Source organism: Pseudidiomarina insulisalsae, assembly GCF_003987065.1.
GTDB classification, from domain to species: domain Bacteria; phylum Pseudomonadota; class Gammaproteobacteria; order Enterobacterales; family Alteromonadaceae; genus Pseudidiomarina; species Pseudidiomarina insulisalsae.
Genome location: NZ_PIPY01000014.1, coordinates 30307 through 55043, shown reverse-complemented (window position 1 = coordinate 55043; position 24737 = coordinate 30307). Strand labels below are relative to the sequence as shown.

Sequence of the window (24737 nt, the reverse complement as noted above, 5' to 3'; positions counted from 1 at the left end):
TGAATCAGATACGGCGCGAGAAGACGATAGATGCCAGCGTCAATCGCAAACAGAAGATGGCCACCATGAGCGAAGAAGTGCTGGACTTAATCGTGAATGCTTAAAAAACGTTCACGCTCTTGCCCTGCTTAGATCTGCTAGCGTGAGGCATTGGATTCAAAAATTATTCACTTTTGGGAGTGTCGGATTTTTCCTTTGTCCCCAGGGTTGCTAACCAAATGAACAGAAATGCGAACGCTGATTTTTTAAATAAATACGCATAGTATCCCCATCCGTCACCACGCTGAACTATATATTCGCCAGAGTCAGCGATACCCGAAGCCATTATCAAGTAAACATCATGTAGAAATGGAAGTGATGCCATGAGCATTATAATTCTAAAAGCCAGTAAGTATTTTTTTTCCAAATAAACTACTAGTGGAGTTCTATTACTCATTATTGATCTCTTCTTTTAACTCATTTTTGATAATAGTCTGAGTCGCATCAGACGCAGCGTCAATTCCATTTCTCACTGCTGGAGTACTGTCTAACGCTTCGTTAACGATTTTGGCTGCGGTTCCAACTGATTTAGTACCCGTAACTTGTAGTGCAGTTTCTGTAACTACACCCGCTACAGGATCGTCACCTTGAACGGCAGCTGCTAGCCCCGCTACAAATGATCCCATCCCTGTCACCGCAGCGACTTCTGGTTGGCCGGCAACTAAAGCGACAACCGTTGCACCAGCAAGTGTATCGGAAACAGCACTTAAGTTTTCAGGAGACGTTGAATTTACCACCGCTTGTCGGCCACTCTCAATTGAATTATTTATTCTTGTAGTAGCTTGATCTGCCGAGGAAAACCCAAACATGTTAGCCCACATATTAGCTTCTTCTGAAGACTTACCTGTTGGGTCTTTATATCGGTATGGGTTGTTGTTGCCATAAGCATATCGGTTAAAGCCATGTATGCCATTCGGTGTACTTAAGTGTCGAATCGCACCTACAGGATCATTTGAGTAGAACCGCCCTATAACTGGATCATAGTATCGTGCCTGCATATAACTTAAGTCGGTCGCATCATCCGTAATATGTCCAGTAAAACCAGCTAAGTTTTTATTCGCAGCGATATCGTTAATTGCTTCGCCATAAGGAGTGTACGATTCCTGCCAAATAACAGAACCATTACTATCGGTTCCACTTTGTGCACTGCCGAGGCTATCGTGATGTAAGAACGTCACAACGTTATTGGTAATACGGGCCAGCGTGCCCTGTGCTCCGTGAATATAATCAGTGGACTTGCCGGCATCGAGCGCATCGACATGCACCAGCTGACCAGCCTGGTCGTACACGTTGTAAATCGTGGCACCATTCACGCTTTGCTTGACGCGTTTGAGATTCCCGTCATAAACGTAGGTACCACTACTGCTGCCACTCACGCTAACTGGCTGGTTCTCGGCGTCGTAATTGAACTGCAAGGCGCCGGCGGCGGTGACATTACCACGACTGTCGTAGCTAAAGCTGCGCAAGCCAGAAGCGCCCGAATCATCACTTGTCACTAAGCGGTTCACGCTATTGTAACTCAAGCCGACCGTGCGCGAACCGAGCTGTTTCTGGCGCAGGTTACCTAAGGCATCGTAGGTGTAGCTGCCACTTCCCCACGGACCACTGGCGCTGACCAGACGACTGAGTCCGTCATAGCTATTGGCGCGCGAATTGCTCGGCACCGCGGCGTCGGTCAGTTGGGTTAAGTTGCCTCGCGCATCGTACGTCATGGACTGGTCAAGCGCGACCTGTGCGCCATCGCTTACATAAAGCTGCTGGGGTAAGCCGCGTGCATTCAGCGCTTGTGTAAACTGATGACCGTTCGCGTAAGCGGCCTGAGCCAGACTGCCGTTCGCATGATAACTCATACTTGAAGCCAACAGTGCGCCGTTATTGCGCACCGTTAAAGGGCGACCCAAGCCATCGTTGCTATAGGTAATGCTGCGCCCTGACGGCAGCGTCTTTTGCGTGAGTTGTCCGGCACTGTTATAGCTATACGACAGTGCATAAGTGCGACTATCGAGCGTTAAGGTTTCGGCGGTGGGCTGACTTAAGTTGTTGTAACTGTAATCCCAATTGACGCCACCGCGGCTGACGCTGAGAAGATTTCCATCGGCATCGTAGCTGCGACTGATATTCGGGGTGATGCCATCGTCATAATCGGTGACGGTTAAGCGCCCCATGGCATCGTAGGATAAATCCACACGCGCCGTTGAACCAGGCACCGTACAACCGCTGTTCGCCTGCCCTTGCGCGTAGGCGGTCACTTGCCCCGCCGCGTTGTAGGCATACAGCGTGGCACCGGTCTCCGGTGTGTAATGTCGACACACGCGGCGCTTCGCGTCGTAATAATAATACTGGCTTTGGTCGGCATAATAGCCGTTTTGCGTACCCCATTGGCGCAGTTGTGTTAGCTCACCCCACACGTTTTTCACGAGGTCGGTCTTGGTGCCGGAGCTATGATAAATCGCGCGATAATCGTCCGAGCCCGGGCCATCATAGCCATAGGCATAATAATCAGTATACGCATTAGACGGGTCGTAGACACGGTGCCGATGTGAGCTCATGTACTGATGGCTCACCTGAGCGTACGGCGCAACGGTTTCGGTTTCCGTAAGCACTCGACCGAGGCTGTCATACGTGTAATTAGTTCCAGCCGCAGGCGACGCGCTGGTTGCCGGGAGCGACTTAAACGCGACGTGACCGGTGTTGTTGTAGTTGGTCTTCACGTACGCCACCCAGCCGGTATCCAACGCCTGGCGTTTCTCCAACACCGGGCGGAACATACCATCGTAGTCGATTTCGGTCAGCGCGTTGCCTCGTAAAATAGTCTGCTTCGCGCCACCTTGCGAGAAGTCATAACTGATAGTGGTGTTCAACCAACTGCCTGGATAGTCTATCGCCGTCAACCTTCCCATCGCGTCCCGCGAGTAGCTCGTGGTATTACCGCGGCCATCGCGCGTGCTCGTCAACCAACCGTTATTATCAACGTACTGGTAAATGACAGTGTTGTCTGGGCGCGTTAGTTGCTGCGGCATACCACGCTTCCAGTTTTGTAACGTCGTTACCTGTCCGCGTGCATCGGTAATTGCGTTCAGGGTTCCCGAACTGTTGTAACTGTACTCAGCAATTTTTTGCCCATACTTCCAGTGCTGATAGATATCGCCTTTGCTCGTGTAATTGTAGCTATCGGTCAGGCGAGAGTTCACCGTCACGGTTTTGGTCAACCCTAAGACCCAGCGCGTCGTATTATGCTCGTACGTAATGTCCGTTGTACGTGGCGTTGTCGAGACATTAGACCAGACTTTCGTCTGAATGGGTTTGCCGTAGGAATAAGCGCCAGACGACTGTGTGGTGTTATAAACGTATTCGGTGGTAAAGGTATCGCCATCGCGAGACTGAACTTGCTTTGCTGGCTGCACATTGGCGGTTGAGGACGCCGACGAGACTAATGAGCGTAATGGTGCATATTGATAGTCATTAGGTAAATACGAAGGCCCAAAGCTTCCAGCAGTTAAATAGCTATAATCAACCACCTCAAGCAAACTACCACCCGGCGAAGAACGAACCTCTTTTCGTACCAGCTTACCTACATGTTTATAGTCAACTGACACTTGCGATAGCTCCGACCAGTAATGCACATAGGTCGTTTCCGAGCCATCCGGATTCACTACTTTAGTCCAGTTTGTGGGGTCGTTCTCCGACGTCGCAATGGGATGCCCTTCGTATTCATGGCCTACCGGGTAGCGTTCCTCTTCGACATCCTGCTCATAGGTGTACGTCCACTGTGATGTCGGCATGTCGGGGCCGCTCACCGTTTTCTGGGTCACCGACATGGTCTCGGTGGGAGAATGATAAATATCGTAATAGGTCGATTGGCGCGGATTGATAAAGGCACCGGAGCAACGAATGGTGGTTTCAGTCATCCATTCCGCCCAGCCACGCCGATGTTTGAGTTCAGAGACCGTGAAGGTGCCGGTCACACCGTTGGGGTGCGTAAGGCTTAAGCTTCCGCCAATGTTAGTACAATAAGTCCCCGTTTGCGGGCGGTGATGCATGGCGACCAAATCAAATGACCACGACGTGCCATCAGGCCGCGTTACGCTATTTAAGATCTGTTTAGCCGCTGCGTAATCGCCGCGCATCATATCGCCGACCTCGGCACTGACATACCCATAAGTCCAGGTTCTGCCATTGGCGGTCGCCGAGGACACCACGCCGTCTGCGTTATAGCTTAAGGTAATCGAGCGGCCGTCGTTGGCGTAAATACGGGTCAATCGACCGGACGCATCATAGTCATAGCGCACCCAATTCCCATGCACATCGGTCACCTCGGTGGCCAGCAACATTGCACGTACCCGCTCAATAATGCGTGACGGGCCGGCGTTACCGCCGGTCGGTGTAATGGCACCGAAGTTTCGATGTTTGAACTGCGCATAACGGTCGAAGCGATACTGATCACCATTTGGCGCGATGCCGACAAACCCTTCACCTCCGTCATTTGCGGAGCCACAAATAAAGTACCAGCCAGCGGGTGTAACAAATTGCGCTGCGGAGGGGAACGGTTGGCTGACGTTCGGCGACATACTAAGCACTTGTTGCGTGCCCTGCCCAGGTATAGCAAGCTGCAAGCCGTTGCTGTATTCCACTGGGTAAACATAGCTTTGGACGTCGGAAGCATTCGCCCCCGAATAAATGGATACAGCAAATGCTGATGAGGGGTCGGTGCAACGAGCCCCTGCCCAATCCGTTGTGTAGGTGCCCGACTGCGTTGAAGTAATAACGTGTAAACGAGGGACCGAATAATTCCAGTCGCCAAATTCCACATCTTCATCGAAGTTATGGAAGTACCCCTGCGTCAGCTCACGGATCAGCGTGACTGGCAAATCCGAATTTCCGGGTAAGGATATATCGGTATGAGAAAACGACAAACTTCCCATATGCGTGTCAATCGTATCGCCGAGCAAATCCGAGCCATGCTCAGACAGGCGCTCGCCAATATCACTGCGCCTGTCCCACTCAATCGCAGGCGAGAGCTCCACATCGGATAGATCGCCTCTGTCTCGCGTGAAGCTTTGTGACTCCACAGTGCGCTCCGTGAGCGCGGATTGTTGCTCATCCTCAGCTACTGCTGGTGTTATCGACAACAACTGGATTGTGAGCGCAGATAGCGCAACAGAATGCGTCCATGCCATGACTTTTCCTTTTAAAGATGTTATTTATTTTTTTACAAATAACACCACAAAAAAAAACAAATCAACCTATACTTTACTTTCGCTATCACTTTCATGTGAGACTCAAGTCTAAGCGGTGAGATTTTTTCCATTTCAAAATGCAGATTTTTTTTGCAACTTTGTTCTGAGATAAACTTTATTGTTAAAAAGTCACAAAATTGCGGATGTTTAATTCGGGAAAGGCGAACAACAACAGCGTTTAAGCCCCCAGCTAGGCCAACCTTAAACGATTCCATTCCGTATCGGGTGACTGCCTCTAAAGGAGTAAAAGTCACAGGCTCAAATAAACGGCATGACTGCTATTTCGGGTATGCAAAATTAACGACCACGCTAGTAAGGCGAGAGCGATAAATGGCTCGATTCACTTCTTGCCGGCCGTCATAGATTCTCTTCGGCATATTGCGCCAGATTACTGCGCACCACTCCGTTTAAATTCACCGTGGCACTGCCGGGATAATCTTTAAAACGCTCGACGATATAGGTCAGGCCAGAGGTCACCGCAGTCAGATAATAACTGTCGATTTGCGCCAGGTTACCCGAGCAGATAATTTTGGTGCCGGTGCCACAGCGAGTGATGATGGTTTTCAGCTGTGATGCCGTCAGGTTTTGTGACTCGTCAAGCAATACAATGGCGTTTTGAATGCTGCGTCCACGCATAAAGTTCAGCGACTTAAACTGAATATTGGCTTTGGTCATGATGTAATTGAGACTCGAGTCCATGCTTTCGTCGTGCTTATGCAAAACCTCCAGCGAGTCGGTGATAGCAGCCAGCCAGGGCGCCATTTTCTCTTCTTCTGTACCTGGCAGATAACCAATGGACTCGGCAATTTCGGGGGTATTACGAGTGACGATAATCTTTTCGTAAATGCCCTGCTCAATCACCATTTCAAGTGCTGATGCCAGCGCCAGCAAGGTCTTACCGCTGCCCGCCGGGCCGGTCAGAATCACCAGGTCAATACTCGGGTCAAGCAAGGCATTCATGGCCATGGCCTGATAAATGTTCTTCGGGTGAATGCCCCAGGCGTGATAGCTCATCATGCGTTCAAAGCCCAAGTCATGAATACGCACCTGCTTCTGATCGTAGCCGACGACCTTGGCGGCAAAATGCTCGGTCTCATCAATCAGGTACTGATTACGAAACACTGTGGGCAATACTTCACGTTCGACCTCGTGAAAGGTTTCGCGACCTTCTTGCACACTGGTCACCTCGCCAACGTGTTCCCAGAAGTCACCCTCTAGCTCAACAAAGCCCTTCGATAAAAAGCGGATGTCGTCAATCAACTGGTCGGTACGGTAGTCCTCGACACACTTCACCCCGGCGCCTTTGGCCTTTAGTCGCATATTAATGTCTTTGGTAACCAGCACGACTTTGGTGTTGCTATGCTTCTTTTGCAGCTCAATTGCGGCCTGAATAATACGGTGATCGTTTTCCGATAAATTTAACGCTGACTCGGTTTGTTTCAGCTGGTAGTCGGGAAAGATCGCAAGGGTGCCTCCGGCCTGATGCGCGCCTTGCACACGACTTAAGGGCACACCAGCTATAATTTCTTCAGGGCTGGCATCTTTTAATGCGTCTTCCAGCGAACGGATGGCGACCCTTGCCTCACGGCTGACATCTTTATGGCGGTCTTTAATATTGTCGAGCTCTTCCAGCACGACCATGGGAATGACAACGTTATGTTCATCAAAGTTCAGGAAAGCGAGGGGTTCGTGGAGTAGAATGTTGGTGTCTAACAGATAGTATTTGGGCGTTGTTTCTGTCATGCGCGACCTCAAGCAGCAGGATGTTTAATTATAATTTTTGCTTGCCTTACAGTTTTAAGACTAGCGCAGTTTTCATGAAAATGGTGTGAAGATTTAAAAAAATTTCGCTACCATGTGCGCCCTTTTTAGCGTGCACCTAAGTTGTAGAGGAATCTTGCATGGGACAAAGCATGGCATCTGCCAACGGACAAACATTTGCTGCCGGTCAGCGCTGGTTGAGTGAGACGGAATTGGAGCAGGGGCTTGGTATCCTGACTCAGGTCGAAGGCCGTATGGTCACCGTTTTATTCCCGGCCACCGGCGAAGTGCGTCAGTATGCCAGCCAGCAGGCTCCTTTGGCCCGTTACCGCCTGTTACCTGATGATCGCGGCCAGCACGCTGAAGGCTGGTGGTTCCGCGTGACCGAAGTGACCGAACAAGGCGACGTTGTCAGCTACGACGGCCTGCGTGAAGACAATGAAACTCAGGTAAAAGTGCCCGAGGCACAACTGGCGGCCCAGGTCGCCACCCAGCATCCGCTGACCCGCATTCTTGCTGGCAAAACCGACCGCCTCGATATGTATCGTCTGCGTCGCCAGGCACAACAACATCTGCAGGCCTGGCAGCAAAACTCTGTCGCTGGTTTGCTGGGTGCGCGCGCGCAGCTATTACCTCATCAGCTGTATATTGCGCATACCGTCGCCGACCGCTATCAGCCGCGGGTGTTGCTGGCTGACGAGGTCGGCTTAGGTAAAACCATTGAAGCGGGCATGATTCTGCAACGTCGCCTGTTAACCGGACGCAGTCAGCGCGTCGTCATTATGGTTCCTGACAGCCTGTGTCATCAATGGCTGGTCGAGCTCAAACGCCGTTTTGCTCTTGCCTTCAGTCTGTTTGATCAGGAGCGCTGCGAAGCGTTGCAGGATGAGCTGGAAAATGTTTTTGAAGCAGAGCAGCTGGTGGTCATTCCGCAAAGCCTGGTCGCGCAACCGACCTGGCAGGCGCAATTAGCGGCAGCTCAGTTTGATCTCTTCATTGTTGATGAGGCGCACCGGATTGCTCCGCACACCACTGACTTTGCTCACTTGCAACAGTTGTGTGAAGCGATCCCTGCCGTATTATTGCTCACCGCGACCCCGGAGCAGGCCGGACTGGAAGCTCACTTTGCACGATTGCAGTTGCTCGACCCTGACCGCTTTCATGACTTCGCCCAGTTTCAGCAAGAGCAACAGGAATACCAGCAACTTACTCCCCTGGCCGAGGTATTAGCGCGGGTTGGCGCCGAGAAACTGCTTGACCGTTTGCTTGACCATTACGGCACCGGGCGCCTGATGTTCCGCAACAGCCGCGCGCATGTGGGGGGCTTTCCTGAACGTCAGGCCATCAGCTATGAGCTTGATGGCGTACAGTTGAGTCATGAAGAAGACTTTGCTGAGAAAAGCAGTTGGCTGCACGGTTTGTTACAGCAGCATAAACACGAAAAAATGGTACTGATTTGCCGCTCGGCGCTGACCGTGCAGGAGTTGTCCGACTTTTTACGTGTTGAGCATGGTATCCACGCCGCAGTATTTCATGAAGGCATGTCATTGCTTGAGCGCGACCGCGCCGCAGAGTTTTTTGCCAGTCCTGAAGACGGCTGCCCTATTCTACTGTGCTCCGAAATTGGCAGCGAAGGACGTAATTTCCAGTTCGCGCATCATCTGGTGCTGTTTGATTTACCTGCCCACCCCGACTTGTTAGAGCAGCGTATTGGTCGCCTTGATCGCATCGGGCAACAGCACAAGGTCATGATCCACGTGCCGTTCTCGCTCGACAGCCGCGATGACTACCTGTACCAGTGGTACGACGCCATGGACGCATTTGCGTCTCCAAATGCCGTCGGGGCAATGCTTTACGATGAGTTTGCGGAGCAATTGCAACCCTATTTAACTGGCGAGTCACATGACGAACTCGCGTTCTCAGAACTACTTCAGGCCACCGCCGAGCGCGCCGCGCAGTTACGGCAACAAATCAGTGCCGGGCGTGACAAACTGCAGGAATTAAACGCCTATCGCCCAGCGCAGGCTAATGCGGTTCTGGCCGCAGTAGAGGCAAGTGAAGGCAGTGCTGAGCTGGAAAGTTTCATGCAGGAGTTCTGGGCCCGTTTTGGGGTGGACTATGACGAGCTTAACGAGCACAGCGGCTGGGTGCGCCCCACCGAACATATGCGCGTGAGTCTGCCAGGGCTGCCCGACGAAGGCTTGACTGTTACCTTCTCGCGTCGTTATGCGCTGGAGCACGAACAGGTAGAGTTCCTGAGTTGGGATCATCCGCAGGTGCAACACGCCCTCGAGCTGCTCACCCGCGACAGCTTTGGCTCGACTTGTGTGGCGTTAATGCAGAACCGCGCGCTGCCTGCGGGTGCCTGGTTTGTTGAACTGAATTTCAGCACCCAGCTAACCGCTGCGCCAGCAATGGTTGCTCATGAGTTTTATCCGCAACAGAACGTGCGGGTACTGCTCGATAGTCAAGGCCGCGACCTCACCACCCGGGTGCCCGCTAAAGCGCTGGATCAGCAATTACAGTTTGTCGATAAGAAGCAGGCCCGTAAGCTATTGCAACAGCTGCGCCAGAACCTGCAGCAGCATATTCAGGCTGCCTGGGCACCGGCCGAGCAACAGCAGCAAGCCCTGCTGGCCGCTGCTGATGATCGGCTGACAACGGAAATGGGACGCGCCCGACAGCGCTTACACGAACTCAAGCAACGTAACCCTGCGGTACGACAATCGGAGATTGATGCCCTGGATGAACGTCAGCAACAGCTGACACAGGCGCTGAAACAGCCATTACTGCAGCTGGACAGCGTACGTGTGATGGTCAACTTGCCCGCATGACGTTACTGCACTACACGCCACCCACCTCACCTTACCTGGAGATTGTCTATCAGGACGAAGCGCTGGTAGTGGTGAATAAGCCTTCGGGGCTGCTCAGCGTGCCGGGCAAAGACCCGGCGCACCGCGACTCGGTATGGTGGCGGGTGACACGGGTTTTCCCCGATGCCCGGGTGGTACACCGGCTGGATATGGCCACCTCAGGTCTGATTGTACTGGCATTGGGGAAAGCGGCGCAGGCACATCTGCAGCGCCAGTTCGAGCGACGCGTCGTGCGCAAGCATTATCGCGCAGTGGTCGCCGGGCATTTACCGGCCCAGCGTGGGGTGATCGACCTGCCCATGCGCTGCGATTGGCCCAACCGGCCGCGGCAGATGATTGATCTTATGGCCGGAAAGCATGCGCAGACCCGTTATCAGGTGATCAGCACGAGCGACGCTACAACAGAGGTGTTGCTGTTTCCGATCACCGGTCGCTCGCATCAGTTACGGGTGCATATGCAGCTGCTTGGCACACCTATTTTAGGCGATAAATTTTACGCTGATGCTGCGGCCTATGCCGCAGCACCTCGACTTCTATTACATGCCGAAGAAATAGGGTTTGAGCATCCGCTTAGCGGCCAGGCAATTAACTTCCATTGCCCTGCTGACTTTTAATAAGTTCATACGCAGCCTGAATTTCCTGCGCTTTTTGTTGCGCCGACTCACGCATTTCCGGTGGTAAGCCCTGCGCTGCAAGTTTATCCGGATGGTGTTTGGCCATTAGTTTACGGTAGGCTTTTTTAACCTCAGCGAAACTTGCCTGACGGCTTACACCTAAGACCGCGTAGGCGTCATCCAGTCGCTGCGCCGCGCTGACACCTGAGGTGCCGCCCTGGTAGCCGCCGCCCTGACCACCACGAAAACGTTGCCCAGCCTGTGCCATCTGCAGCCACAAATCAAGCTGCTCGCGGCGAAAACCCAGCGCCTGGGTAATGCGCAGCAGCACGTCATACTCAGCTTGCTCCAGTTTGCCATCGTGCAGCGCCAGCACCAGAATCTGCTCCACAAAAAACTGCAGCAAGTCACGGCGCCAGGCCACCTGGCGCCGGAACGCAGAAACTTTGGTCACCAGTGGGTAATCGGCGTTTTTCCCCTCCCGAAAAGCTTCCTGCGCGCGCTCTTTGGCATCATCGCTCAGCTTGAGGTGCTGCATCAGTGCAGAAACATAACCAATGTCCTGCTCTGTCACGCGTCCTTTTGACTTGGCTAAATGCCCAAGCACGGCAAACAGCGTTTCGATAAACAACTGCTGCGTGGCGGGCCCACCGCCTTGCCGCATATTTTGCTCGAGCGCGCGATCAAACCAATGGCCGATCAGCACGCCCAGAAAGATTCCAGGCCAGCGTAATAATAAAAAGCCAAAGAACCCGCCGAGCACCTTTCCCCAAACCATGCCTACTCCTAATTATTTTATTTATTGACGGCTGCCACAGCGGGCATGACGCGTTCAGTTAAAAATTCACGAAATTCGTCGAACTCCGCGTAGTTCACCGCAACTTCCTGAAGATAAGCCAAATTTCGCGGAATATCTTGTAAATACCCGGGGTTACCATCACGTTCGCAGCGGCGCGCGAACAAACCGCAGACATAGCAGTGACGCTGCAGACCCATCAGATCAAACCAACGCTGCCAGACTGCCGGTGACACCGCCACGTCCTCACGTATCTGACGCAGGTAATCGTAACAGGCGGTACTCAGCTGCGCGACAATCTGCGCGGGCCAGCTCACGTAGCAGTCCCTGAGTAAACTCACCGCATCATAAGTAATGGGGCCAATGGCGGCATCATGAAACCCGGTCACCGCGAGACTTTCATCGGGTTGCACCAGAATATTACGCGCATGAAACTTGCGATGCACGCCCACTTGCGGCTGGGCCAGCGCATTGGCCACCAGCGCATCGCAAAAGTCGCGCCAGATTTGTTGCTCCGCGGTAGTAAGCATCAGTTGCAGGTGCTCGCGAAACAACCAGTCGGCCATCAGTGCCAGTTCCTCACGCAACAGCGCTTCGTTAAACTCGGGCAGTGGGCCCCGTGCGGTCTCGCGAACCTGCATAATTTCGGCCATTTGCGGATAAACCTTCGGGTACCATTGCGTTAACGTTGACTCGCGCAAATGGCTTAATAACAAACTTGAGCCCAAATCAGTCATCAGCATAAAGCCATGTTGCTGATGCTCAGCAATCAGTCCGGGCACCTGCATGCCGTGCTCGCGATAGGCATCAGCCACGGCCCGGTAATTATCCATGGCAATGGCGGTATTTTTGGTGTCGACCGCAATAAAACTGCGTACACCGTCGGTGATCCGGTAATAGCGCCAGGGCCTGGCATCGCCAAAAACTGGCTGTAAATCTTGTTGTGACTGGCCAATCACCGACTCGCACCAGGCCTGTAGCTGCAGCTCTCGTTTATTTTCCACGCTAATTCCTCGCTCACAAATGGCAGGCTTAGTTATTTTGCTTTATCATACCTTTCACATAAGAAAGGACAACGTTGAGTCAGCGACCGCATGCATTACATCACTAATGGAGCCTGCCTGGGCATCAGTCTTGCGCTACTTGCCAGTTTTTCCGGCACCGCGCATGCCCAAGATAACACAGAGTTTTTGCAGCAGTGCCCCGTCCGTGCGCCACTTTTTACGATGGCGGCCCTCGATCCGATTGAAAACCTTGCTGCGGGTGCCATTGGCGTACGCGCTGATGCTGCCAATATTGACTCCGCCACCTCCATTGCGTCCTTCACCGGCAACGTTCAGGTGCAGCTTGATAAGCAGTTCCTATTGACCGAGCAAGCCACCGTCAATCAGGACTCGGGTAATATTAACGCCAGTGGTGCCACCAGTTTTACCGACGGCTACGTGCAGGTTGCCAGTGAGAACTTCCGGCTTAACTCGGGCGAAAACCGCGCCTACCTGGCCGGCGCTTCCTATCAATTGCAGGATACCGGTGCGCATGGTACCGCCGAGCTGTTATCGATTGCCCCAGAGCAGGTATTACTGGCCGGCTCTACCTTTACCACTTGCCCCACGGAGCAACCGGCCTGGCAACTAAGTGCCGATGAAATAATTATTAACGAAGATGAAGCCTGGGGCGAGGCCTGGCATGCAAAATTTGAACTCTTTGGCGTGCCGGTTTTATATGTTCCTTATATGAACTTTCCGATTACCGATGAGCGCAAGTCAGGCTTTTTGTTCCCTACGGTACGCTCGTCACAGAAAAATGGCTTTGAATTTGAAATCCCTTACTACATAAATATTGCGCCCAATCAGGACGCGACGCTAACACCGCGTTACATGGCTGAGCGTGGCCTGCAGTTGCAGGGCGAGTACCGTATTCTGACCGACAGCGGTTCTGGCCAGGCAAATGTGGCCTATCTCAACGAAGACGACAGCCTTGAAAGTGATGACGCACGTTATTTATGGCGCGTGGAGCATCAACAAAACTGGAGTCCGAACTGGCGCTCCTATATTAATGCTCTGGACATTAGTGACGATGACTATCTGAATGATTTTGGCAGTGACTTCGCCGGTCGCGCCGACGCGCAGCTTTATCGTCACGCGCGGGTCGACTATTACAGCGAGCACGCCCGGGTCATGTTGCGTGCAGAAGACTTTGAAATTCTCGGTGATTACCGCCCGCCTTATCGTACTGCACCGCAATTGGCCAGCTGGCTTAATTGGCAGGACAACCAGCCATTGGGGCTCAGCCTGTTCTCGGAATTTACCCAGTTCCGTAATCAGGAAGACAGTAACGATCAGGCCACGCGTTTTCATATTGAACCGACACTGCAGTATACGCTGGAACAACCCAGCTATGATGTACTAAGCGAGTTACGTTATAGCTATACCTATTACGACCAGACTTTGCGTACCAGCACGGACCCCATGCAGCCCGTCAGCGAGCTGTCTGAAAACCCGTCACGATCGTTGCCGCAGTTTCGTCTGCGCGGCCGGGTCAACCTGGAACGCAACTTCGCCTGGCAGGGACAAAACTACCAGCAGATTTTGCAGCCGCAGATTCAGTACCTGTATGTGCCGTACCGCGACCAGTCCGATATTGGCATTTATGACTCAACGCTGATGCAGGACGATTATCAGGGCCTGTTCCGTGCCCGGCGCTTTTCGGGACTCGACCGTATTGCGGATGCCAACCAGGTCACGGTGGGTGCCTCCACCAGTGTCTTTTCCGAGAATGCACGCGAACTATTACGCTTCAGTGCTGGCCAGATCTATTACTTTGATGAAAGCCAGGTTAGCTTATTCGATGGTGCCAGCCAGATTGCCGATGACCGTTCAGATCTTGCCTTTGACACCCGCTTTCGCTTTGGCGAGCGCTGGTTTTTTAATGGCGCCATGCAGTACGACATGGAACAAAACAATACCCGCAAAAGTCAGACTGCTATTGAATATCGTGTAGATGAGCGTAACCTCATCCAGTTCAGTCACCGTCAGGTCACCAATATTCTTGACGACGACATCGAACAATTAGGTTTACAAGCGGTCTATCAGGTTCAGGCCAACTGGCAAATTGCCAGTAACTGGTATTACGATTTGGAACAGAAGCGTACCAACGACGCACTTCTTGCGTTACAGTACAACGACTGTTGCTGGGCGATACGGGTGAGTGCCTATCGCCGTATCAACCGCAATCTGGAGAGCCTGAATACAGATCCCATGAATCGCGATCCTGAATTCGATAATGGCATCAGCGTACAATTTATAATTAAGGGGCTAGGGTCCGATAACGGCAACTTATTCGACCTGATTGAACAGAGTCTGTTCGGTTATCGCCACCCGTTCTATTTAAGCAACTAGGTAGTTTTCATGAATAAGATGTTGAAAGTAGTGAGCATTGCATGGCTAACCATCGCCAGCCTTGGCGTCTCTGTGCAAGCCAATGAAGTACTCGACCGCGTCGCTGTCATCGTCAATGACGGTGTTATTTTACAAAGCGAAGTCGAAACCATGCTGGCCCAGATCAAGCGCAATGCTGCCGAGCAGAATATTAACCTGCCCAGCGACGATGTGCTGCGCGTACAAGCCATTGACCGCCTGGTCCTGCAGGAAATTCAGTTGCAGATTGCCCGCCGCAACGGCATTGAGGTCAGTGACGCGCAACTGGAGCAAACCATTGCTTCGATTGCCCGCGAGGCTGGCATGTCCGTTGATGGTCTGCGCCAGGAAATTACCAGTCTGGGCTCCAGCTGGCCGAACTACCGCGAGTCGATTCGCCGCGAAATGATCATCGGCGAGCTGCAGCGTAACGCGGTACGTGACCGTGTTTACATCTCACCGCAAGAAATTCAGTCATTAACTGAAATGATGGAAGAGATGTCGAGTGAGGAAGTTGAATACCGCCTAAGCCACATTCTGATTGGCTTGCGCGATGGCAGTAGCGGCGATGAAGTGCAGGAAGCACGGCAACGTGCAGAAAAGATTCTGCAATCGTTACGCGACGGGCGTGACTTTGCTGAGACAGCGATTACCTCATCTTCTGGTCAGCGCGCGCTTGAGGGAGGCGACATGGGCTGGATGAACATTAACGCCATGCCGACATTGTTTGCCGAGGCCGTGCGCGGTAAGCGCGAAGGCGAGCTAATTGGTCCCATTAAAAGCGGTGTCGGTTTCCATATTCTGAAAGTTGCCGATACCCGCGGCATGGAAACCGTTGAAGTACAAGAAGTTAAAGCGCGTCATATCTTATTGCGTCCGTCGGTTATTCTTTCTGATAAACGCGCTCAGGAGCAACTGCGCGAATTCCGTCAGCAGTTGCAAAGCGGTGAAGCTGAGTTTGCCGAACTTGCCCGTGAACATTCTGACGACACCGGCTCTGCCAGTCAGGGTGGCGACCTGGGCTGGAGTGAAACGGAAATCTTTGATCCGGCATTTAAAGAAGCTGTTGAAACCGCCGAAATTGGCGTGATCAGTGAACCGTTCCGCTCACAGTTTGGTTGGCACATTGTTGAAGTGCTTGATCGTCGCGTGCAGGACGCCACCGAGCGCAGCAAGCAAAACCGCGCCTATCAACTACTGTACCGCCGTAAGTACCAGGAAGAACTGGAAAACTGGCAGCAGGAAATGCGCGACCAGGCTTATATTGAACAGGTCGTTGAATGATCATTCCCCGTATCGCTTACAGCACCGGCGAACCTGCAGGCATCGGCCCTGATATCGCCGTACTGCTGGCACAGGAACAACTCCCCTGTGAAATGGTGGTACTAGGTAACAAGCAAGTATTACAAGACCGGGCTCAACAGCTCGGTCTTGCCGTTTCTATTGTGGCCTATGACCCGCAACGCGCGTCGCAACAATGGCCGGCCGGCACATTGGTGGTCGCTGACCACGCCACCCCGGCGCCGGTACAGGCCGGTCAGTTGAACCCGAAGAATAGCTCGTACGTGCTGGAGTTGCTGGAACATGCCGGCAAAGGTTGCATACAAGGCGAGTTCGCCGCAGTGATGACAGGCCCGGTGCACAAAGGCATTATTAACGATGCCGGCATTGCCTTTAGCGGCCATACCGAGTTTTTTGCCGCTCTGAGCCAAACCCCGCAAGTGGTGATGATGTTGGCAACCGAAGGTCTGCGGGTAGCGTTAGTAACAACTCACTTACCGCTGAGTGAAGTTTCGGCGGCAATCAAGCAGCCACTGGTTGAAAGTGTTATGCGTATTGTTGACGCCGACCTGCGCAATAAGTTTGCCTGTGAATCACCGCGAATTCTGGTCTGTGGCCTGAATCCGCATGCCGGCGAGCAAGGCCACCTGGGGCGTGAAGAGATCGATGAAATTAATCCGGTACTGCAGAAGCTGCAAAATGAAGGCATGCAAATAACTGGCCCCTGGCCTGCTGATACCGTTTTTCAGCCGCACTATCTGGAAAATGCCGATACTGTGGTGGCGATGTACCATGATCAGGGCTTACCCGTGTTAAAATACCGGGGTTTTGGTAACGCAGTGAATATTACCCTGGGGTTACCATTTATTCGCACCTCGGTCGACCATGGTACCGCCCTCGATAAAGCAGGCTCAGGTACCATCGACACCGGTAGTGCCCGCTTTGCATTAATGACTGCCATTGAGATGGCGCAGCGCAGTCAACAACAGGAAGATTGAGAGCAGCATGAGTAAGACGCATCTTGGCCACCGCGCCCGTAAGCGTTTCGGCCAAAACTTTTTACATGACACCTTTGTCATTGATGCCATTGTCGATGCCATCAATCCGCAGGCCGATGAGCAACTGGTGGAAATTGGTCCCGGCCTGGCGGCGCTGACCGAGCCGGTTTGTGACCGTATTGAGCATCTGACCGTGGTGGAACTGGATCGCGATCTTGCCGATCGGCTCGAGCAACACCCGTTTTTACAGCAAAAGTTAACTGTTTACCGGGGCGACGCGCTAAAAACTGATTTTAGCCAGTTTCAGACCGATGCACGCAAACTGCGCGTCTTTGGTAATCTGCCTTACAATATTTCGACACCGATTATTTTTCACTTGCTGGAGCAGGTCGACAGCATTGCCGACATGCACTTTATGCTGCAAAAAGAAGTGGTTGATCGCTTAGCCGCCGAACCTGGCAGCAAGGCCTACGGTCGTCTTACCGTGTCGGTGCAACAGGCTTGCGCGGTAGAACCGGTACTGACGGTGCCGCCGGGCGCCTTTACGCCCCCACCCAAGGTGGAATCCGCGGTGGTGCGGTTGACCCCCTATACCGAGCCCCCCCACCCGGTTCACGATCGTAAAACTTTACAACAGTTGTGTCTGGTGGCCTTTAATCAGCGCCGCAAAACGATTCGTAATAATCTTAAAAATCATATTCCTGCCGAGCAGCTTGAAGCGCTCGGAATCGACCCCGGCGCGCGGCCTGAAACACTTACGGTCGCCGATTACTGCCGCTTGGCAAACTGGTACTACGAACAGCAGGAAGCCTTATGAGTAACATTTCCATTGCCGTGAAAACCCATTACCTTGGCGCACAGTCCGACCCTGACAATGGCCAGTATGTGTTCGCGTATACCATTACCATCACCAATAACGGTGACGTTGCGGTACAGTTACTGAACCGCGCCTGGCGTATCACCGACGCGGACCATAAAATTACCCGGGTGGCCGGCGAAGGAGTGGTCGGTGAACAGCCTCATATTACCCCGGGCGAGTCCTTTAGTTACACCAGCGGAACCGTGTTAGCGACACCTATTGGTACCATGGAGGGACATTACGGCATGGTCGATGCAAAGGGTCATAAGTTTGACGTCACCATCCCCTCGTTCCGCCTGGCGGTACCGAACATTTTGCACTAAGCTGCAACGCTTATGGCACGTTATCTTATTGGCGATCTGCAAGGCTGCTATACGCAGCTCGATGACTTACTACAGCGGGTCGCTTTTGATCCGCAATTTGACGAGCTGTGGTGCGTCGGTGATATCGTCGCCCGCGGTCCGCACTCGCTTGCTTGCCTGCAGCGGCTCGCGGGCTTGGGCGCGACAGTAAAATGTGTGCTCGGCAACCACGATCTTAACTTGCTTGCGGTACTGACCGGTGTACGCGAGGCCAACCCGAAAGACAAACTAGACGCCATTCTCGCGCTAACTCCTACGCAAAAACAGCAGTGGATTGAGTTTCTGGTAAAACAACCTTTGCTGCGTCAGGCCGACGACCTGGTGATGACCCATGCCGGTATTTATCCTGGCTGGTCCATTGAACAGGCCCAGCAGCTTGCCGATGAAGTAAGTACCAGCTTACAGCGCGCCTGGCGCTACGATAAGCTTGGCGCCTGGCTGGACCGCATGTACGGTAATGAACCGGCGTGCTGGTCAGAGAACCTGCAGGGGCCTGAACGTATTCGCTTTATCATTAATAGCTTTACCCGCATGCGCTTTGTCGATGCGAACTTGTGCCTGAACCTGACTGAAAAAGGCGCGCCCGACGACGCTACTGCCGCTCAGGGATTACGCCCGTGGTTTCACCACTGGTCACCGGCAGAAAAGACCCTCGTATTTGGTCATTGGGCAGCGTTACAGGGCAACACCGCCCGCGATGATGTCATTGGACTCGATACCGGCTGTGTCTGGGGGGAACATATGACGTTGCAGCGCTGGCCGGACGGCCAACGCTGGATAGCAGAAAATAAAACGGACTGATTAGTTAACGGTGACGCGGGCAAACTTGCGTTTGCCGACCTGATACACGGCGGTCGTGCCCGCGGCCACCTGCAACTTGGTGTCGGTCACTTTGTCGCCATCAATCTTCACCGCGTTTTGCTTGATCATGCGCATGGCATCTGAGGTGGAATTCACCAGCGCGGCTTCTTTCAGCAAGTGACAAATACCGATTTCTCCACCGTCACTGCTTAGCGTCAGCTCAGGCATCTCATCAGGGATGGCATTTTTGCTGAAGCGCTGCACAAAGTCCTGCTCGGCCGCCTGTGCTGCAGCTTCATCATGAAAGCGGCTAATGATTTCTTTCGCCAGCAACACTTTGTAATCACGCGGATTCGCGCCATCAGCAACCGCCTGCTTAAAGCTGGCAATCTCATCCAGCGGGCGGAAGCTCAGCAGCTCGTAATAACGCCACATCAGCTCGTCAGACACCGACATCAGCTTACCAAACATGTCATTGGCAGGTTCGGTAATACCGACATAATTACCCAGTGACTTTGACATCTTCTGCACGCCATCAAGTCCTTCGAGCAACGGCACCATAATGACCGTCTGTGGCGTCTGGCCTTCTTCTTTTTGCAACTCGCGGCCCATCAGCAGGTTAAAGCGCTGGTCGGTGCCACCGAGCTCAACATCGGCACGTAACTCCACCGAGTCCCAGCCTTGCACCAGTGGATAAAGGAATTCATGAATCGCAATGGGCTGGCCGCTACTGTAACGCTTTTTAAAATCGTCACGCTCGAGCATGCGTGCCACGGTTTGACGGGCGGCGAGCTTGATCATGTCATCGGCACCCAACTTGGCCATCCATTCTGAGTTAAAGCGAACTTCGGTTTTTGCCGGATCCAGTATTTTGAAAACCTGCTCTTTATAGGTTTGGGCGTTTGCGGCAACGTCATCTGGCGATAACGGCTTGCGCGTCACATTTTTGCCCGTCGGGTCACCGATCATGCCAGTGAAGTCACCAATCAAAAACACCACTTTGTGGCCAAGATCCTGGAACACCCGTAATTTATTAATTAAAACGGTATGGCCCAGATGCAAATCAGGAGCGGTCGGATCAAAGCCAGCTTTAATAACTAATGGCTTACCTTTCTCAAGCTTCTCTTTAAGCTCTTCTGCAATCAGAATTTCTTCGGTACCACGCGCAATTTCTGCTAACGCATCCGCCACTGAACTTGTCATGCTTCTTTTACTCCTGAATACTACCCACCGGGACACAAAACCAGACTGAAACGTTGCATTGTATGCTATTTACCGCAGGGTTTTAAGCGTAAATAAAGGTAAAGCGACTGGAAAATAATCACACTTCGTATTATTCTGCAAAAAACACCTAGGGTACATTAGGTCAATAAGTGCGCTAACCTCAGGAAGTTTATGAAGGTATTAACTCAACGAATGGCGGGTCTGCTTGCGCAGTTACCGCGCCGTCACCAAATTCTACTGTCAGCCGTTGCGGTCACAACGCTGACGCTGGTCTTGCTGCCCTCTGAGCCAGCGACCGCGTCACGTAATACGTCAGATCCCAGCCTTGCTGACAAGCAACTGATTCTGGGCGAGCGCCTCGAAATTCCTGTCAAGGTGAAACCTGACGTGAAAAGCAGTGGCGTAACCGCACCACTGCTATCGGCACAACCTGTCGACGAAGTAGCAACCGCAGCAAGCGAAGCAATTACCGAGCCCGTGCAGCCAACCGTTGACTGGAGCGGTTATGAGGTCAAGTCGGGCGACAGCCTGGCGCGCATTTTTGATGTCATGGGCTTCACCCCCCAGCAACTGTATAAGCTGACGCAGGACAAGCAGGCCAACAAATACCTGTTGAAAATTCATCCTGGCGACACCCTGCGCTTTGCCAAAAATGCCGAAGGTGAACTGATTCAGCTGGCCTATCAGATCAGCCCGATTGATACGCTGATTGTCAGTCATACCGAAGACGGCTACGTCAGTGAAATCGCTACTAAAGAAGTAGAGATTCAGGAAGCCTTCGCTTACGCTGAAATCGACTCTAACTTCTGGAATGCGGGGATTAATGCTGGCCTGACCGATAATCAGATCATGGGTATCGCCAGCATTTTTGGCTGGGATATCGACTTCGCCCTCGACCTGCGTAAGGGTGACGAGTTTTCCGTCATTTATGAAAAAGAATATGTCGACGGTGAGTTTGCCGGCTACGGTAAGGTGCTGGCGGCTGAATTTGTGAACCAGGGCCGTAAATACCAGGCGATTCTGCATAGCAACGGTGAGTACTACGCCGCCGATGGTAAAGCCATGCGTAAATCGTTTTTGCGCTCACCGGTGAAGTTCACTTATATCAGTTCCAACTTCAATCCGCGTCGTTTACATCCGGTGACCGGCCGCGTGCGACCGCACAATGGCATCGACTATGCAGCCAATGTTGGCACGCCGGTCATGTCTTCGGGTAGCGGCAAAGTCATTGCCAGTGCTTACAATAACCTCAACGGTAACTATGTATTCATTCAGCATGGCGAACGTTACGTCACCAAATACCTGCACTTAAGTAAGCGTATGGTGAAGCGTGGTGACCGTGTGAAGCAGGGCCAGTTGATTGGTCGTGTCGGTGCCACAGGACGTGTGACCGGCGCGCACTTGCACTATGAATTCTTAGTCGACGGCGTCCATCGCAACCCTCGTACGGTTGAGCTGCCACAAGCAGAGTCACTGACGGCTCAGGAAATGCCGGAGTTTAATAAAATTGCCGCAACACGTTTGGCGATGCTGGAAAATCAAAAACGTGTGCTACTCGCTATGCGCTAAGCAGGCGAGGCTCTCCTGAATGAGTAACGACCTTTATATTGGTTTAATGTCGGGCACCAGCATGGACGGATTAGACGCCGTGCTGGTCGACTTTTCCGGCGCCCGGCCGCAACTTCTCCGCCACCTTGATACCCCGTTGCCAGATGCGCTGCGCAGTGAATTAATACAACTTTGCAGTCCGGGCCATAACGAATTACATCGCCAGGCAACAGCTGATCGTCAATTTGCCGAGCTCTCTGCTGAATTGGTGCTGCGCATATTGCAGCACAGCGACGTCACGGCGGACCAGGTGCAGGCCATCGGCAGTCATGGCCAGACCGTACGCCATATGCCTGACGCGCTTACGCCTTACACAGTGCAACTGGGCGATCCGAATACCTTAGCGGCCTTGACCGGTATTGCCGTGGTGGCCGATTTCCGTCGCAAAGATATGGCGCTGGGCGGGCAAGGCGCGCCTCTGGTCCCGGCATTTCACGACGCATTATTTCGCCAGCAGCTGCAAGGTACGAACAGCGCCGCCGTACTGAATCTGGGCGGCATCGCCAATATTACCGTTCTTGAACAAGCAAGCTCGCAAGTGTATGGCTTTGACACCGGGCCGGCGAATACCCTGTTAGATCTCTGGTTTCGCATGCAGCACCCTGACGCTGAGCATGACTACGACAAAAGCGGCGCCTTTGCCGCACAGGGCGAGGTCATCGACGCGCTTTTAGAAGCCATGATGGCCGACCCCTATGTTCAACAACCGGCGCCGAAAAGTACCGGTCGCGAATATTTTAATTATGGCTGGCTGGAACAGCACCTTAAAGCGCTGGAGAAATGGCGCGGTGCCGATATTCAGGCGACGCTGGCTGAGTTTACCGCGCGTTCTGTCGCGCAGGGGCTGGCAAGTGGACCCAACCCTGTTGAAAAGGTTTTTGTTGCCGGTGGCGGCGCGTTTAATCAGGATTTGATGGCACGGTTGGCGAGGAATTATCCGGCGGCAAGCTGGACCACCGTCAAAGAGCTGGGTATCGATCCACAACATCTGGAAGCGATGGCCTTTGCCTGGCTTGCACGTCAGTTTATGCGCCGTCAGCCCGGTAATTTGCCCGCGGTGACGGGCGCCAGCCGCGCCACCGTATTAGGCGGTCTGTATTTACCCTGACCGCCGGCCTTAATTCTCAAGCCGTGCGAATGCGTCGCGGGTGAGGTTTTCGTTGTTACCCGCTTTACCGACCACAATACTGTCTTCAATCCGCACGCCACCGTAGGGGCGTAACTCGTCAATCCGCTGCCAGTTCAGCTCTTTGGCGTTGGCATGGGCTTCAAGTAACTGATCGACGACATACAGGCCCGGCTCAATCGTAAACACCTGCCCCTCTTCAACCGGCCGTAATAAGCGCAGGAATGGGTGCCGTGGGTCGCGATCAAACTGATCACCACGGTCATTGCGCAAGAAACCACCCACATCGTGCACCTGTAAGCCGATAAAGTGACCCAGACCATGCGGGAAGAAGGCACTGCTGAACCCTTGCTCATAAATGCTCTCGGCAGAGCCGCGCACGAACTCAAAATCACTCAGAATCTGCGCAATTTTAAGGTGTTGAGAAACATGCAGCTGATAATAATCAACGCCTGGCTCAATTTCGCCCAGCAAAGCCTGCTGCGCGTTATCCACCGCCTCTACCAGCTCGGCAAAGAAACCGCTTTGCTCGCGACTGTAGGTGCGGGTAATGTCGGCACAGTAACCACGGTAGGTCGCGCCGGCATCAATCAGGAATGAGCGGCTTTCGCGTGGTGCGCTGGTTTCGTATACGTCGTAATGCAGAATCGCGCCGTGCTCATTGAGCCCGACAATGCTGTTATACGGCAGTTCGCTCTCGCGGAAGTTAATGGCGGCCAGATAGGCATGGTGAATTTCAAGCTCGCTTTTGCCGGCAAAGAAGGCGTCCTTTGCGGCCAGATGCGCTTTTGCCGCACGATCGTTGGCGACGCGCAGGTTTTCAACTTCCCAGTCCGTTTTAATCGCCCGGTGAAAATGCAGATGGTCAATCAGCGCATCAGGATTATGTGCGCGCACTGGCCAACTGGCCACTGGCTCAGCAAAGTGCTCACCAAGGAATGCGGTCGCTTTAAGCTTATCGCCCAGGTACCTGGTCACTTTTTCAAGGCTGTCGACCACGACCAGTTCAACGTGCTCCTGCCATTCCGCAGGGGCAATTTTTACCGCTGCATGCCAGAAGTCCCGTGGTTGGAAGAGAAATACCACAGGGCGCGCGCCGCGCTCATAGAAAATCGCACTTTTCGGGCTGTCGGTGACCGGAATCCAGTATTTAAACAGTGGATTGACCTTAAAAGGCGCTGGATTATCGTCAAGAAACGCCACCCGCGGCTGGCCCGCATAAATGAACGCTGAATCAAAGCCGGTGGCGGTTAAAGCTGCATCAAAACGTGCCTGAACCGTCGCGATATGCGCCGCATATGAACTCATGAACTACCTCGCTTGCGAGTACTCACTCGCCTCACCAGCGAGTGAGAGAATGGATGTTAAACCGAGAAGCTGGCACCACAACCGCAGGTGGTTGTGGCATTCGGGTTATCAACGAAGAAACGCGCCCCTTGCAGGCCTTCTTCATAATTGACGGTGCCGCCGACCAGGTATTGTAAACTCATTGGGTCAACGACCAGGGTGACACCATTTTTCTCAATTTCCATGTCACCGGGGTTCACTTTTTCGTCAAAAGTAAAACCATATTGAAAGCCTGAGCAACCGCCACCAGTTACGTACACACGTAACTTCAACGCAGGATTCTCTTCGTCTGCGATCAGGGTCTTTACCTTATTTGCGGCCGCTTCCGTAAATTGGATCGGCATCGCTTGCGCTGCATCAGTCATTCGCTTACTACCTCCACTAATAGAGCCGCT

At 53.0% G+C, this 24737-nt stretch carries 18 protein-coding genes; 10 read left to right on the top strand and 8 right to left on the bottom strand.

Annotated features, from left to right (window positions below; all coding sequences use genetic code 11):
• Window positions 1–163 precede the first annotated feature (163 nt).
• The 3 genes from CWI71_RS11665 to CWI71_RS11655 all read right to left on the bottom strand — a co-directional run bounded on the left by CWI71_RS11665 (window position 164) and on the right by CWI71_RS11655 (window position 7019).
• Window positions 164–436, bottom strand: coding sequence for a hypothetical protein (locus tag CWI71_RS11665; RefSeq protein ID WP_241967743.1), 273 nt, complete (start codon window positions 434–436; stop codon window positions 164–166).
• Window positions 429–5216: an RHS repeat domain-containing protein gene (locus CWI71_RS11660; RefSeq protein ID WP_126755446.1), complete on the bottom strand. Its 4788-nt coding sequence runs from the start codon at window positions 5214–5216 to the stop codon at window positions 429–431. The genes CWI71_RS11665 and CWI71_RS11660 overlap by 8 nt, the downstream gene beginning before the upstream one ends.
• A gap of 417 nt (window positions 5217–5633) precedes the next feature.
• Window positions 5634–7019 (bottom strand): PhoH family protein, encoded by a 1386-nt coding sequence (locus tag CWI71_RS11655; RefSeq protein ID WP_126755445.1) that lies wholly within the window; start codon window positions 7017–7019, stop codon window positions 5634–5636.
• Between the two features lie 158 nt (window positions 7020–7177).
• Between CWI71_RS11655 and rapA the strand changes: the two genes are divergently transcribed.
• Both rapA and CWI71_RS11645 read left to right on the top strand, forming a co-directional pair.
• On the top strand, window positions 7178–9871 hold the full coding sequence (rapA, locus tag CWI71_RS11650) for an RNA polymerase-associated protein RapA (RefSeq protein ID WP_241967741.1): 2694 nt from the start codon (window positions 7178–7180) through the stop codon (window positions 9869–9871).
• Complete coding sequence (locus CWI71_RS11645; RefSeq protein ID WP_126755444.1) at window positions 9868–10524, top strand: pseudouridine synthase; 657 nt, start codon at window positions 9868–9870, stop codon at window positions 10522–10524. Before rapA ends, CWI71_RS11645 begins: the two co-directional genes overlap by 4 nt.
• On the opposite strand, the gene djlA is transcribed toward CWI71_RS11645, so the two are convergent.
• Together djlA and CWI71_RS11635 are read right to left on the bottom strand one after the other, a co-directional pair.
• Window positions 10496–11302: a co-chaperone DjlA gene (djlA, locus tag CWI71_RS11640; RefSeq protein WP_126755443.1), complete on the bottom strand. Its 807-nt coding sequence runs from the start codon at window positions 11300–11302 to the stop codon at window positions 10496–10498. The genes CWI71_RS11645 and djlA overlap by 29 nt on opposite strands.
• Window positions 11303–11319: 17 nt before the next feature.
• Window positions 11320–12324 (bottom strand): aminoglycoside phosphotransferase family protein, encoded by a 1005-nt coding sequence (locus CWI71_RS11635; RefSeq protein WP_157981096.1) that lies wholly within the window; start codon window positions 12322–12324, stop codon window positions 11320–11322.
• A 90-nt stretch (window positions 12325–12414) separates the two neighbouring features.
• On the opposite strand from CWI71_RS11635, the gene CWI71_RS11630 reads away from it, so the two are divergent.
• The 6 genes from CWI71_RS11630 to CWI71_RS11605 are packed head-to-tail and all read left to right on the top strand — an operon-like array spanning window position 12415 to window position 19037.
• Window positions 12415–14718: an LPS-assembly protein LptD gene (locus CWI71_RS11630; RefSeq protein ID WP_126755441.1), complete on the top strand. Its 2304-nt coding sequence runs from the start codon at window positions 12415–12417 to the stop codon at window positions 14716–14718.
• Window positions 14719–14727: 9 nt separating this feature from the next.
• A complete protein-coding gene (surA, locus tag CWI71_RS11625; protein WP_126755440.1) occupies window positions 14728–16020 on the top strand; it encodes a peptidylprolyl isomerase SurA in 1293 nt (430 codons plus the stop codon).
• Window positions 16020–17015 carry a 4-hydroxythreonine-4-phosphate dehydrogenase PdxA gene (gene pdxA, locus CWI71_RS11620; protein WP_198678786.1) on the top strand — a complete coding sequence of 332 codons (996 nt, stop codon included), beginning with the start codon at window positions 16020–16022 and terminating at the stop codon, window positions 17013–17015. The genes surA and pdxA overlap by 1 nt, the downstream gene beginning before the upstream one ends.
• A 7-nt stretch (window positions 17016–17022) precedes the next feature.
• Window positions 17023–17832, top strand: coding sequence for a 16S rRNA (adenine(1518)-N(6)/adenine(1519)-N(6))-dimethyltransferase RsmA (rsmA, locus tag CWI71_RS11615; RefSeq protein WP_126755438.1), 810 nt, complete (start codon window positions 17023–17025; stop codon window positions 17830–17832).
• On the top strand, window positions 17829–18197 hold the full coding sequence (apaG, locus tag CWI71_RS11610) for a Co2+/Mg2+ efflux protein ApaG (protein ID WP_126755437.1): 369 nt from the start codon (window positions 17829–17831) through the stop codon (window positions 18195–18197). The genes rsmA and apaG overlap by 4 nt, the downstream gene beginning before the upstream one ends.
• A 12-nt stretch (window positions 18198–18209) precedes the next feature.
• The gene (locus CWI71_RS11605; RefSeq protein ID WP_126755436.1) at window positions 18210–19037 is read left to right on the top strand and encodes a symmetrical bis(5'-nucleosyl)-tetraphosphatase; all 828 of its coding nucleotides are present in this window, start codon (window positions 18210–18212) and stop codon (window positions 19035–19037) included.
• On the opposite strand, the gene tyrS is transcribed toward CWI71_RS11605, so the two are convergent.
• Window positions 19038–20240, bottom strand: coding sequence for a tyrosine--tRNA ligase (gene tyrS / locus CWI71_RS11600; protein WP_126755435.1), 1203 nt, complete (start codon window positions 20238–20240; stop codon window positions 19038–19040).
• Window positions 20241–20432: 192 nt separating this feature from the next.
• Here tyrS and CWI71_RS11595 point away from each other — a divergent pair, with 192 nt between their 5' ends.
• Both CWI71_RS11595 and CWI71_RS11590 read left to right on the top strand, forming a co-directional pair.
• Window positions 20433–21830, top strand: a complete 1398-nt coding sequence (locus tag CWI71_RS11595) for a peptidoglycan DD-metalloendopeptidase family protein (protein ID WP_241967739.1) — start codon at window positions 20433–20435, stop codon at window positions 21828–21830.
• 19 nt (window positions 21831–21849) lie between these two features.
• The gene (locus CWI71_RS11590; RefSeq protein ID WP_126755434.1) at window positions 21850–22977 is read left to right on the top strand and encodes an anhydro-N-acetylmuramic acid kinase; all 1128 of its coding nucleotides are present in this window, start codon (window positions 21850–21852) and stop codon (window positions 22975–22977) included.
• Between the two features lie 9 nt (window positions 22978–22986).
• On the opposite strand, the gene pepQ is transcribed toward CWI71_RS11590, so the two are convergent.
• Window positions 22987–24303 carry a Xaa-Pro dipeptidase gene (gene pepQ / locus CWI71_RS11585; protein ID WP_126755433.1) on the bottom strand — a complete coding sequence of 439 codons (1317 nt, stop codon included), beginning with the start codon at window positions 24301–24303 and terminating at the stop codon, window positions 22987–22989.
• 56 nt (window positions 24304–24359) lie between these two features.
• Complete coding sequence (erpA, locus tag CWI71_RS11580) at window positions 24360–24707, bottom strand: iron-sulfur cluster insertion protein ErpA (RefSeq protein WP_126755432.1); 348 nt, start codon at window positions 24705–24707, stop codon at window positions 24360–24362.
• Window positions 24708–24737 lie beyond the last annotated feature (30 nt).